Origin of the sequence: Streptomyces sp. NPDC046876 (assembly GCF_040645035.1) — a bacterium.
Lineage (GTDB): Bacteria > Actinomycetota > Actinomycetes > Streptomycetales > Streptomycetaceae > Streptomyces.
In genome coordinates this window covers 38,606-49,405 of the sequence record NZ_JBEYXK010000049.1, presented here as the reverse complement: position 1 = coordinate 49,405, position 10,800 = coordinate 38,606, and the positions used below count along the sequence as shown (strand labels likewise).

The following is a 10,800-nucleotide window of genomic DNA, read 5'->3' as shown; positions in this document are numbered from 1 at the left end:
GGCATGTTCGAGCTGACCGGCCTGCCGCCGGCCCCCCGCGGCGTCCCGCAGATCGAGGTCTCCTTCGACATCGACGCGAACGGCATCATGCACGTCACGGCCAAGGACCTCGGCACAGGCAATGAACAGCAGGTCACCGTCGGAATGGCCAGCGAAAACTGGACGGACCACGTCCACGAGCACGCTGTTCTAGTTGACTCGTTCGAACCACCGCCCCCCGCCTGACACCAGCTGGTTCTATGGCGGCTCTGTAGCGGGCGGGTACGGGCCGATTCCACTGAGCCATCCCCCGCAGGCATCTGGCTGCGCTCGAGCCATCTCCTCGGCTAGGAGCGTGTCTCAGTAACCGGCTACTGGCCGGGTGGTAGTGGTGCCGAGGTCGCTTGCGGTCGCCCGACCTGCACGCTGCCGCGCGGGTGGCCGGGTTCTGCCGGCCCGGGGTAGCGGCCTCAAGGGGGCCGGTGGTCCGGACCGGTCAGGTGATTGCCGCGGCGAGTCCGGCGCTGCCGACGTGTCGGAAGATCTTGCGGAGGTTGTGGCAGGCGACCAGCAGGCGCCACTCTCCTCGGGCGCCGTCCTCGCCGCGCAGGAGGAGCTGGCGGCCGTTCTGGCAGGTCATGATCTGCCCGAAGACGGGTTCGACGATGGCCTTGCGGCGGCTGTAGGCCTTCCGGCCGGGCTTGGTCCGCAGCTTGCGGGCCATGCGCTCCTTGAACGTGGCGTTCTTGGGAATGCGTCCGCGGGGTGCGGGCGGGACCTGCTCGTCGTGGCCGAGTCGGCCGGTGGCCATGAACGTGTCGGTGCCGCAGGTCAGTTGCCGATCCTTTGCGGCTTCGAGGTTGGTCTCGGAGCAGTATCCGGCGTCGACGAGGGCCTGTTCGGGGTGGATGCCGGTGTTCTGGTGGGACTGGTCGAGCACTGGGGTGTAGTTCAGTGCGTCGGAGGCGTTGGTCGTCACGTCGGCGGCCGCTGGGTGGGGTCGATGCGGATCTGCGGCACCAGGGTGCGCAGTATCGGAAAGACACCCTGGTGGGCGATCCGCTGTCCCGCACCGGCGATCGCCTCGTACAGGGTGGGTTCGACGCGCTGCCATTCCTGCGCGAAGGCGGCGCTCCAGTAGTCCTCCAGTGCGGTGAGCGCACCCTCCAGGATCGGCCGGCGGTCGGTGAGGACGTCGGCCAGCCGTGCAGCCGACCGGGGTCGGTCTCCTGCAGCTCGGCGAGGGCGGCGTCCCGGACGGCGGCGTCCCCGACGAGGTCGTGGCCTTCGTAGCGGGTGGTGTCGACGAGGGTCTGGGCGAGCTCGACGGCCAGCTGCTCGGCCGGCAGGGCGCGCACCGCCGAGAGCCGGGTGCCGAAGTCCGCGTCGTGATCGTCCGCGCCGCATTCGAAGAAGGCCGGGATGGAGTCGGCCACGATGAAGCCGTACTCGCGCAGCTGCCGACGCAGCGCCACGGGGAGCCGACGGCAGCGGCGCACCCAGGGCACGTGCAGGGCATGGTGTCCGGGATCGGTGAGCACGTGCCAGGAATGGACCGCTTCGAGCAGCGGGGAGACGGAGAACGAAAGGTCCTCGGCGGCCGTCTCGGTGAAGCGCATCGCGATCACGATTGCATGATTTCACAATCAGTTGATCAGATCTTGCCGGTCCGTCCAGGCTGCTGGAAGCAACCCCAGAAGCGCCTATGGACACCGACCACCCCTCGTCACCCGCTCTCACCGTCGACGGTGCGCCCACAGCTCACGAGGTGAGGTAACCCCTCATGACCGCACTGCACGCACTCAGGACGGCAGCGCCGGCGACGTCGACTACGGCACCGTCGGCTCCGCATACCGACGAGCGCATCGCCCGGTTCATCGCCCTGGCCCTCGGCGACGCCCGGACGGTACTGAACGTCGGCGCCGGCTCGTACGAGAACGCGGCGCGGACGGGGACGGCGGTCGAGCCGTCGGAGTCCATGCGCGTCCAGCGTCCCGTGCATCTCTCGCGTCACCGACGAGGACGCGCCGGGCGTGCGGGGGTTGCGTCCTTGGAAGTGGTGTGCGGGTCCGGAGTCCCGTGGAAGTCCACGACGAGACGCAGCACGGAAGCGGCGTACTCCGGATTCACCCTCCCCGGCGCGGCAGCAGCGTTGCCACCCCCTCGCTTCATGCCCTCCACTGGAGCGCCCGCAAGGGGGGCCGGCCTGCGCCGCTGTGCGGAGCGACGACAAGGGAGAGGAGGAAGACTGCTGCGATCACGAGGGTGATGGTGCCGCCCGCCGCGAGGTTCCACCGCATGGACAGCTCCAATCCGAGCGCGCAGGCGCCTGTGCCGACGCCCATCGAGATGAGCGTCGTGGTGCGGATGCGGTCGGTCCACAGGCGGGCTGTGGCGGCGGGGCCGACGATCAGGGCCATGGCCAGCATGACGCCGACGGCCGGGGCGGTGACGACGATCACCGCTTCGACCAGGAGCAGCATCAGCAGCTCGAGGATGGCCACCGGATAGCCGCCAGCGCGCTGCCCCTCCGGGTCGAACGCCCCGTACAGCAGCTCCTTGTGGAGAGCGATGAGGACAACGAGCACCGCGGCGCCTACGCATGCCGTGGCGGCCAGGTCCACGCCGGTGACGGTGACGATCGAGCCGGTCATGAAGGCTTCGAGGTTCCTGTTGAAGCCGTGGGTGGCGGAGAGCAGGGCTACACCGAGGGCGAAGCCGGTGGCCAGCACGATGCCGGTGGCGGTGGTGACGCCTTGTGCGTGCCGGCCGCGGCGGCGGGACAGCGCGAGGACGCACAGGCAGACGAGCAGGCCCATGGCGGCGCCACCGATGTAGATGTGGATACCCAGTACGGCTGCCAGTACGACGCCGGGGAAGGTCGCGTGGGTCATGGCCATCGCGAAGAAGCTCATCCGGCGCAGGACCACATGCAGTCCGATCGCCCCGCACAGTGCCCCCACCATGGCCGCTTCCAAGAGGGCCCGGTGGGTGTAGGAATCGAGCCAGCTCATGCGTGCCGGACCTTTCGCAGGAGTGTGGTTGCGGCAAGCAGCAGTGCGTACGCGGTGGTCATCAGCAGGACGACGGCAGGGCCGGCGGCCAGTTGGAGTACGTGGAAGACGGACGCCCGGTAGCTCGCCGCGAGACCGAGCCAGCCGCACAGGCCGCCGAAGACCGCCCCGACGGCGGCGATCACCGGGATGCGGTGCGACAGGACGCGCCCGAAAGCTGCCGGGGTGATGACCAGCGCGATGACCAGCACCGTCCCCACCGACCGGACGGCGGCGACCACGACCAGCGCGATGACGACGTTCAGGGCCAGGTCCAGCAGTTGGGTGCGGTAGCCCATGGCCCTGGCCCCCTCCGGGTCGAAGGCGCGCAAGGTCAGGTGCCGGCCGAGGACCGCCAGCGCTGCCAGGCAGCCGACGGCCACCAGCGCGCTCTGTACGACTTCCGTCCAGGTCACCGTCAGGACCTGGCCGAAGAGGAAGGCCATCAGGTCGTGCCGGTATCCGTGCTGCCGGGAGACCAGGACCACGCCGAGGCCGAAGAACGCCGTGAGGAGAACGGTCAGGGCCGAGTCCTCGCTGACGCGCGTGGCCCGGGTGAGCAGTGTCAGGAGTGCTGCCGTGCACAGTCCGGCGGCGAGCGCACCCCAGAAGACTCCGTCCGCCGCGCCGGCCGCGAAACCGGCCACGACGCCGGGGAAGACGGTGTGGGTGAGCGCGTCGGCGACGTAGGCCAGGCGACGTACGAGGACGTAGACGCCCACCACGCCTCCGAGTACGCCGAGAATCACCAGCTCGGTCAGGGCTCGCGCCATGTACGGCACGTGGAACGGCTCCACCAGCAGAGCCCCCGGGCCGCTCACGCCCCGGCCACGATCGCGGAGCCGTCCACTTCGAGGACGTGCGACCCGTAGCAGCACCGCAGGTTGTTCGCGGTGAGGGTCTGCTCCAGCGGGCCGAAGGCGAACTGGCGCCCGTTGAGCAGGCACACCTGCTCGCAGAGGGCGCTCGCGATCGTTAGGTCGTGGGTGGAGACCAGGACTGCGGCGCCGCCCGCGAGCACTTCGCGCAGCGCACCCAGCAGGGCGTCCCGGCTGACCGCGTCCACTCCGTTGAACGGCTCGTCCAGCAACAGTACGTCGGCCTGCTGGGCGATGGCGCGGGCCAGCAGGACGCGCTGGCGCTGCCCGCCCGACAGGGTGCCGAAACGGTCCGCGGCCCGGTCGGCGAGGCCTACGAGCTCCAGCGCGTCGGCGGCGATCTGCCGGTCCTTCCGCCCGGGCCTGCGCAGCCAGCCGACGGCCCGGTAACGGCCCATGAGCACCACCTGGCCTGCCGTGACCGGAAATTCCGGGTCGAGGGTGTCGGCTTGGGGGACGTAGGCGATACGGGAGCGTGCGTCGGCCGGGCGCTGCCCATATACGGAGACCGCTCCGGAGGCCACCCGTACCAGGCCCAGTGTGGACTTGATGAGAGTGGACTTGCCGGCGCCGTTGGGGCCGACGAGTGCGACGGCCTGGCCGGGGAGGACCGTGCCGTGCACGTCGTCGAGGACGGTGGTCGAGCCGTAGCACAGGCAGGCGTGGTCGAACTCGATCGCCGGCAGCGGGTCGGGGGCTGCTTCCGTGCGTGGTGCGGGGAGGGTGGCGGCGCTCACTTCAGGGCGTCCACGATCGTCTTGGTGTTGAATTCCTCGCTCTTGAGGTACGTGTCGCCCGCCGACCCCCCGGGCCCGAGGGAGTCCCCGTACAGCGATCCCTCTCCGGCGACGACCTTCACCCCGGCCTGGTCGGCGATGGTCTTGGCGGTCTTGGGCGGCAGCGAGGACTCGCCGAAGACGGCCTTCACCTTCTCGTCCTTGATCTTCTTCACCAGGCCGTCCAGCTGTGAGCCGGACAGCTCGGCCTGGTCGCTGAAGTCGGGGATCACCGAGCCGACGAAGTTGAGGTGATAGCGGTCGATGTAATAGCCGAAGGCGTCGTGGTTGGTGACGAGCTTGCGCCCCTCCTCCGGAAGGGAGTTGATCTGGCGCTCGATGTCCTTGTCGAGGGCGTCCAGCTTGGCCGCGTACGCCGCGAAACGCTGCTCGTAGCCGTCCAGGTGGTCGGGGTCGGCCTTGGCCAGGGCCTTCTCGACCGCCGCACACATGATCTTGGCGTTCTGCGGGTTGTGCCAGATGTGCGGGTCGTCCACCGGCTTGCCGGTCTCCTCGTCCTCGCCCTGCCGGAGGCTGATGTCCGCACTGGTGTCGACGGTCTGCCCGCGGAAGCCGGAAGTCTGGACCGTCTTGCCGAGCCATTCGTCCTCCAGTCCGACACCGTTCTTGACCAGCAGCTGGGCCTGGCCTATCGCCTGGATCACGTCGGGCGTGGGCTCGTATTCGTGCGGAGAGGCGTTGGGCTTCACCAGCTGGGTGACCGCGACCCGGTCGCCGCCGATGACCCGGACGAAGTCGGCGACCTGCGTGGTGGTGGCCACGACCTTCAGCTTGCCGTTGTCGGTGGCGCCGCTGTCAGCCACGGACGTGGAGCCGCAGGCAGTGACGGACGCAAGGGCGATGGCAGCTGCGGCAAGCCGGACGGCTCGGGGCTTGGGGTGATGCACGGGTCCTCCAGATACGTGCTCGCGCAAGGTGCGAGCCTGAGCCTCATCGACATGAAAACCATGTTCATTTAGAATGACGTATCTGCAAGGCATCGGTCAACCAAGGAGTCCTCGATGCGCGAAACGCGGGAGGGGGCGATGCGGGACACGCACCCGCCACCCTCCCCCACGAGCGACACACGCAGGACACGACAGCGCTCCGCCGTGCTCGACTTCCTGAGCCGCCACTCCGACCCCGTCTCCGCCCGGGAACTACATGCCCGTATGGCCGCCTCCGGCAACGCGGTCGGGCTCACCACGGCCTACCGCATCCTCCACGACCTGGAGCGGGACGAACTCCTCGACTCCGTACGGGGAGAAGGCGGTCAGCGGCTCTACCTGCGGCGCCGGAGTGCCGGGCATCGCCACTACCTGATCTGCCGCCACTGCGGACGCAGCCAGCCGGTGAACACCGACGTCGTCGAGCGCTGGGCCGCCCGCACCGGCCGGAGCGCCGGCTTCACAAACCTTGATCGCATCATCGAGCTCAGCGGCATCTGCACAGACTGCCGACCCACCGAAGGAGAGGGCTCCATGCCACAAGGCATTCCCCTGCCCCACCGATCACCGCACCTGTCCAGCCTCAAAGACGCCGTACGCCGCCTGCTGGACCTCGACAACGACACCGCCGTCATCATCCGGCAACTCGCCTCCACCGAACCCGGCCGACCACCCGTCAAGACCACCGTGACCGCGTTGCCCATGAGCGGCAAAGCCCGCCACTGGACGCTGCACCGTTCCATCGAGCAGGTCACCAACGAGGATCTGAGCACCCTGCTCACGACCTAATTTGGCAATGGAATCCATTTCCATATAGCGTCTGCGATCGTTCGCCTACCGAGGAGATTCGCCATGGCCGTTCCCAAGCGGAAGATGTCCCGCAGCAACACCCGCCACCGCCGCGCCCAGTGGAAGGCCACCACCCCGCCGCTCGCGCCCTTCACCGTGGACGGCTCCGTATACCTCGTGCCGCAGCGGCTGCTGAAGGCCTACGAGCGCGGCCTGCTGCGCCCCGAGGGCTGAGTCGATGACCGGCGCCACCGACGGCCGTCTGCCCGTCACCGTCCTGTCCGGCTTCCTCGGCGCGGGCAAGACCACCCTGCTCAACCACGTCCTGAGTAACCGCGAGGGCCTGCGCGTCGCGGTCATCGTCAACGACATGAGCGAGGTCAACATCGACGCCGCCCTGGTGCGCGGCGGCGAGGCCGCCCTTTCACGCACCGAGGAGCGCCTGGTCGAGATGACCAACGGGTGCATCTGCTGCACCCTGCGCGACGACCTGCTGGAGGAGGTCGACCGGCTTGCCCGCGAAGGCCGCTTCGACTACCTGCTCATCGAGTCCAGCGGCATCTCCGAGCCCATGCCGGTCGCCGCCACCTTCGCCTTCCCCCGGGACGACGGCGCCACCCTCGGCGACCTCGCCCGCCTCGACACCATGGTCACCGTCGTCGACGCGGCGAACTTCCTGCCCGAACTGACCGGCGGGGACGGCCTCGCCGAGCGCGGGCTGGACCAGTACGAGGACGACGAGCGCACCGTCAGCGACCTCCTGATGGACCAGATCGAGTTCGCCGACGTCATCGTGCTCAACAAACTCGACCTGGTCGGCAAGCGGAGCGCCGACCGGCTCCGAGCCGCCCTCTCCCGCCTCAACCCCGTCGCGAGGATCGTGCCCGCCACCCGCGGACGCGTAGAGCTCCGCGAGGTCCTGGGGACCGGACTGTTCGACCTGGAGCGCGCTCAGGAGGCCCCGGGCTGGGTCATGGAACTCAACGGCGACCACGTCCCGGAGACCGAGGAGTACGGGATCTCCTCCACCGTCTTCCGCTCCGAACTACCCTTCCATCCGGGTCGGCTGTGGAACTTCGTCACCAAGGGCCTCGACAGCGGCACCTTCGGGCAGATCCTGCGCTCCAAGGGCTTCTTCTGGCTGGCCAGCCGCCCGCACGTGACCGGTCTCTGGTCGCAGGCCGGCGCCGTGGCCCGCTTCGAGCCCTCCGGCGCCCGTGATGCGGACACCGCCCAGGGCCAGGAACTGGTGTTCATCGGAACCGCACTGCGCACCGAAGCCCTCCAGGCCGCGCTGGCCAGCTGCCTCATGGCCGACGGAGAGATCCTGCCTGCGGGCGACCCGTTCCCCGCCTGGGACACCTATGGCATCGACGACGCCTGCGAGCACGAGCACCCGGAGCCGGCGCTGCAGGCCTGAAAACTCCGGGCTGGGATGGGGGTCCCCCCTGCTCGAGCGAAGCCGAGAGCTTGGGGGAGGTCGCAGCCACGGCACTGCCCAGCCCGGTATCACCGCCCCTGTCACCCAACGGTGCAGGGGCAGCCTTCTTTCCGGGGCGGCTCATACGTGGTTCAACTGCCGTGCGGCGGTGACGACCAGTCGGCGGGCAGGACGTGACAGTGCCATCACGGTGGGGACCGTGGCGAGTTCGTCGCGGGCGATGACGGCGTCGGCGGTCTCCAGGGCGAGGTCGGAGCCGGCGCGCCCCCTGGCGATGCCGGTGTGGCCGCAGCCAGTGCAGGAGCGTCGTTGACGCCGTCGTCGACGACGAGCACCTTGTGGCCGCCGGCCTCCAGGCGGCGTACCGCCTCCTCTTTGTCCTGCGGCAGCAGAGCCGCGTGTACGTCGTCCGGCAGGATTCCGGCCTCGGCGGCGGCGGAAGCCGCGGCGCGGGGGTTGTCTCCGGTCAGGAGCATGGGCGTCGCGCCCGTCAGGGCGTTCAGGGAAGCGACGGTGACGACCGCCCGGGCCTCAGGCGGTCGGCAAGGCGCAGCACGCCGATCACGATCCCGTAGACCGGCTCGGCCGAGGGCATCGCCCTGACCGGGCTCCTCGTCAGTTCCTGGCGTCGCTGAGCCCCGTGGAGGTCAGGGACTGCCAAGGAGCGGGTCAGGCGCGGCCGTCCAGTACTCCCGGCCGCGCGACAGTTCTGCGTCAGTGAGCAGGGCTTCGTCCAGAGCGGAACGGACCCGTTGTTCGTTCAGGTCGATGCCGGTGAAGACGATCTCGTTGCGTCGCTCGCCGTAGTAGTCGTGCCAGAACCATGACGCGAGGGTCCGCCGCTGTGGGGAGGCCGCCTCCCAGGCGTTGCCGTCCCCCGCTTCCAACCAGCGGTCGGCTTCGCGCAGTTCCAGGTGCGCCCCGGCCGAGCGCCAGGTGACGACCTCGTCAGGACGGCTGGACAGCCACAGGTGACCACGACTGCGGGCCACCCCGATCATGACCGCGCCCAGAGCGTCCGCCAGCCGTTCGGGGTGCAGTGGTCGCCGCGCGTGCCACAGCACCGAATTCACACCATGGCCACTGCCTCTGGGGGAGCGCGGCAGAATCACCGGTTCGAGCCCTGTCCGCCATCCCTCGCTCGTACCGGTCGGAGCCGGCTGCGTGAGGAAGGACGGAAGCCCAGCCGCCACGTCCCCGCCGTCGGGGACCTTCAGGAGTGTGGCGTGTGGATTGAGGTGGCCGATCAGCGCCGCAGCCCCGGACACCCACTGGCTGTCGCCGCCCGCTGGAGTGGGGACGATCAGCGCGTCCGCAGACTCGACCTGGCGGGCGGCGATTTCGGCCGGGGTCGTGGGAGTGGCACTGCCCGAGCCGTCCCAGAGCGGCACGGCCCGGTGGACGCATCCGAGGTCGGCCGTGAAGGAGGCCGGGTCGACACCGGCCAGAACCGGCCCCGGATCGTAATGGTCCCCGAGGGCGCTCACGCCGATCCGGGACTGCCACAGCTCCACCAGGAGCGGCAGGACATCCAGCTCCTGCGGCAGGGCGAGGATGACGTGGGGCCGGGGCCGTGTCATCGCCCGCCGGATGGCCAGCAGGTCCTGGCGGAGGATGACCACCGGATCGCCGGTCGCGCCCTGCGCATGCGTTTCTCGCGGCTGCGCACCGGCTCCGGAGGTGAATCGCTGTACCACCGGATATCCGCTGCCGCGGGCCTCGATCGAGACGGCCAGCACTGCCGCGCGCGGGCTGGCACGCAGCAAGTGACCCACCACCTGGCCCCGGACACCGGGGGTGTTTCCGGTGACCACGCTCAGCAGCCCCTTGGACAATCGGATTCCCATCAGTTGAGGTGGGCGGCGCGCTGCGCCGCGGGTGCGGGCCGCAGGCGGGACGGCAGGGTGCCGTCGTCCGGCATACCCGCCCGCACCCATACGGCGACGGTCTCGGCATCGGCTTCGTCGGCCATCGGCCCGAGGCGTACGGCAACCCCGTGGGGCTTGCGGTCCTGGGTACAAGGCTGGACCGCAGCATGCAGACCGGCGGTGCCGCGGCACCGCAGGAGGCCGCCCAGGCATCCGGTCGAGACCATCACCGCGTGGGGGCAGTCACGGACCGCCTGGCGCAGCCGGTCGATCACCTGACCACTCGGCGGTTTCTGGCAGTTCATACAGACGACCAGGGTGAACGGTCGTGTCGACCGGTCCGGTGATCCGCGGTTCATGGACCCTCCCACGCTACTGACACATCACTTTCCGATGCTCCGGCGTGCCCACATCCCGCCGGAGACGTGGGCACGCCTGTGTTGCCGGCCTGTAGGCCTACCGGCCTACCAGGACGACTTGGTGACTCCGGGAAGGAATCCGGCGTGCGCCTGCTCGCGCATGCGGACCCGGGACAGTCCGAACTTCCGGAGGTGTCCGCGGGGGCGGCCGTCCACACTGTCGCGGTTGCGGACCCGGGTGGCGCTGGCATTGCGGGGCTGCTTGCGCAGCTCTGCCAGCGCGGCCGCGCGTTCGTTCTCCGTGGAGGACGGGCGCCGGATGACTTCCTTCAGTTCGGCCCGCCGGGCGGCGTACCTCGCGACGACCGCCTTGCGCTTCTCGTTCTGCGCGATCTTGCTCTGCTTGGCCATCAGACCTTCACCCCCCGGGCCCGGATCCGCGCCACGGCGGCCTCTACGCCGATGGTGTCCACGGTCTTGATCGCCTTGGCGGAGAGCTTCAGCCGCACGTACCGGCCCTCGCTGGGCAGCCAGTACCGCTTGCTCTGGATGTTGGGGTCGAAGCGGCGCGAGGTGCGCCGGTGCGAGTGGGAGATGTTGTTGCCGAAGCCCGGCTGGGCGCCGGTCAGTTGGCAGTGGGCGGACAAGGAGTTACCTGCCTCTCTCGGATCGGTTCCTTTTTGGTAATGGGAACCATTGTCATATACTAG

13 protein-coding genes and 3 pseudogenes are annotated in these 10,800 nt (G+C 69.5%); 5 read left to right on the top strand and 11 right to left on the bottom strand.

The window, feature by feature from the left end:
- Positions 1-3 precede the first annotated feature (3 nt).
- On the top strand, positions 4-225 hold the full coding sequence (locus ABZ924_RS23820; protein WP_361913234.1) for an Hsp70 family protein: 222 nt from the start codon (positions 4-6) through the stop codon (positions 223-225).
- Between the two features lie 250 nt (positions 226-475).
- On the opposite strand, the gene ABZ924_RS23815 is transcribed toward ABZ924_RS23820, so the two are convergent.
- Positions 476-1,093, bottom strand: a complete 618-nt coding sequence (locus ABZ924_RS23815; RefSeq protein WP_361913227.1) for a transposase — start codon at positions 1,091-1,093, stop codon at positions 476-478.
- 163 nt (positions 1,094-1,256) lie between these two features.
- Positions 1,257-1,598 (bottom strand): annotated as a pseudogene (locus ABZ924_RS23810) (DUF5937 family protein); the annotation flags it as partial.
- 242 nt (positions 1,599-1,840) lie between these two features.
- Between ABZ924_RS23810 and ABZ924_RS23805 the strand changes: the two are divergent.
- A pseudogene (locus ABZ924_RS23805) lies at positions 1,841-1,975 on the top strand (SAM-dependent methyltransferase); the annotation flags it as partial.
- 172 nt (positions 1,976-2,147) lie between these two features.
- Here the strand turns inward: ABZ924_RS23805 and ABZ924_RS23800 are convergent.
- Genes ABZ924_RS23800 through ABZ924_RS23785 form a run of 4 tightly spaced genes read right to left on the bottom strand, consistent with a single transcriptional unit; the run spans position 2,148 to position 5,510 of the window.
- On the bottom strand, positions 2,148-2,993 hold the full coding sequence (locus tag ABZ924_RS23800; RefSeq protein ID WP_361913224.1) for a metal ABC transporter permease: 846 nt from the start codon (positions 2,991-2,993) through the stop codon (positions 2,148-2,150).
- Positions 2,990-3,853 carry a metal ABC transporter permease gene (locus tag ABZ924_RS23795; RefSeq protein WP_361913221.1) on the bottom strand — a complete coding sequence of 288 codons (864 nt, stop codon included), beginning with the start codon at positions 3,851-3,853 and terminating at the stop codon, positions 2,990-2,992. The genes ABZ924_RS23800 and ABZ924_RS23795 overlap by 4 nt, the downstream gene beginning before the upstream one ends.
- On the bottom strand, positions 3,850-4,647 hold the full coding sequence (locus ABZ924_RS23790; RefSeq protein ID WP_361913219.1) for a metal ABC transporter ATP-binding protein: 798 nt from the start codon (positions 4,645-4,647) through the stop codon (positions 3,850-3,852). The genes ABZ924_RS23795 and ABZ924_RS23790 overlap by 4 nt, the downstream gene beginning before the upstream one ends.
- Positions 4,644-5,510, bottom strand: coding sequence for a metal ABC transporter substrate-binding protein (locus ABZ924_RS23785; RefSeq protein ID WP_361913216.1), 867 nt, complete (start codon positions 5,508-5,510; stop codon positions 4,644-4,646). The genes ABZ924_RS23790 and ABZ924_RS23785 overlap by 4 nt, the downstream gene beginning before the upstream one ends.
- Before the next feature lie 198 nt (positions 5,511-5,708).
- On the opposite strand from ABZ924_RS23785, the gene ABZ924_RS23780 reads away from it, so the two are divergent.
- The 3 genes from ABZ924_RS23780 (at position 5,709) to ABZ924_RS23770 (ending at position 7,842) form a co-directional block, all read left to right on the top strand.
- Positions 5,709-6,422 carry a transcriptional repressor gene (locus tag ABZ924_RS23780; RefSeq protein ID WP_361913213.1) on the top strand — a complete coding sequence of 238 codons (714 nt, stop codon included), beginning with the start codon at positions 5,709-5,711 and terminating at the stop codon, positions 6,420-6,422.
- Positions 6,423-6,485: 63 nt separating this feature from the next.
- On the top strand, positions 6,486-6,656 hold the full coding sequence (rpmF, locus tag ABZ924_RS23775) for a 50S ribosomal protein L32 (protein WP_361913210.1): 171 nt from the start codon (positions 6,486-6,488) through the stop codon (positions 6,654-6,656).
- Positions 6,657-6,660: 4 nt separating this feature from the next.
- Positions 6,661-7,842, top strand: a complete 1,182-nt coding sequence (locus tag ABZ924_RS23770; protein WP_361913208.1) for a GTP-binding protein — start codon at positions 6,661-6,663, stop codon at positions 7,840-7,842.
- Positions 7,843-8,013: 171 nt separating this feature from the next.
- On the opposite strand, the pseudogene ABZ924_RS23765 reads toward ABZ924_RS23770, so the two are convergent.
- From ABZ924_RS23765 to rpmB, 5 genes and pseudogenes are all read right to left on the bottom strand, one after another.
- Positions 8,014-8,425: pseudogene (locus ABZ924_RS23765) on the bottom strand (HAD-IC family P-type ATPase); the annotation flags it as partial.
- A gap of 85 nt (positions 8,426-8,510) precedes the next feature.
- Positions 8,511-9,698 carry a GTP-binding protein gene (locus ABZ924_RS23760; RefSeq protein WP_361913205.1) on the bottom strand — a complete coding sequence of 396 codons (1,188 nt, stop codon included), beginning with the start codon at positions 9,696-9,698 and terminating at the stop codon, positions 8,511-8,513.
- A gap of 11 nt (positions 9,699-9,709) precedes the next feature.
- A complete protein-coding gene (locus ABZ924_RS23755; RefSeq protein ID WP_361913202.1) occupies positions 9,710-10,090 on the bottom strand; it encodes a hypothetical protein in 381 nt (126 codons plus the stop codon).
- Between the two features lie 105 nt (positions 10,091-10,195).
- Positions 10,196-10,501, bottom strand: a complete 306-nt coding sequence (gene rpsN, locus ABZ924_RS23750) for a 30S ribosomal protein S14 (RefSeq protein WP_361913199.1) — start codon at positions 10,499-10,501, stop codon at positions 10,196-10,198.
- A complete protein-coding gene (gene rpmB, locus ABZ924_RS23745; RefSeq protein WP_344161633.1) occupies positions 10,501-10,737 on the bottom strand; it encodes a 50S ribosomal protein L28 in 237 nt (78 codons plus the stop codon). The genes rpsN and rpmB overlap by 1 nt, the downstream gene beginning before the upstream one ends.
- Positions 10,738-10,800 lie beyond the last annotated feature (63 nt).

Coding starts and splice junctions, on each gene's coding strand:
- rpsN (WP_361913199.1), bottom strand. CDS start 10,501: ATGGCCAAGCAGAGCAAGATCGCGCAGAACGAGAAGCGCAAGGCGGTC.
- ABZ924_RS23815 (WP_361913227.1), bottom strand. CDS start 1,093: ATGGCAGCGCGTCGAACCCACCCTGTACGAGGCGATCGCCGGTGCGGG.
- ABZ924_RS23755 (WP_361913202.1), bottom strand. CDS start 10,090: ATGAACCGCGGATCACCGGACCGGTCGACACGACCGTTCACCCTGGTC.
- ABZ924_RS23820 (WP_361913234.1), top strand. CDS start 4: ATGTTCGAGCTGACCGGCCTGCCGCCGGCCCCCCGCGGCGTCCCGCAG.
- rpmF (WP_361913210.1), top strand. CDS start 6,486: ATGGCCGTTCCCAAGCGGAAGATGTCCCGCAGCAACACCCGCCACCGC.
- ABZ924_RS23770 (WP_361913208.1), top strand. CDS start 6,661: ATGACCGGCGCCACCGACGGCCGTCTGCCCGTCACCGTCCTGTCCGGC.
- ABZ924_RS23780 (WP_361913213.1), top strand. CDS start 5,709: ATGCGCGAAACGCGGGAGGGGGCGATGCGGGACACGCACCCGCCACCC.
- ABZ924_RS23800 (WP_361913224.1), bottom strand. CDS start 2,993: ATGAGCTGGCTCGATTCCTACACCCACCGGGCCCTCTTGGAAGCGGCC.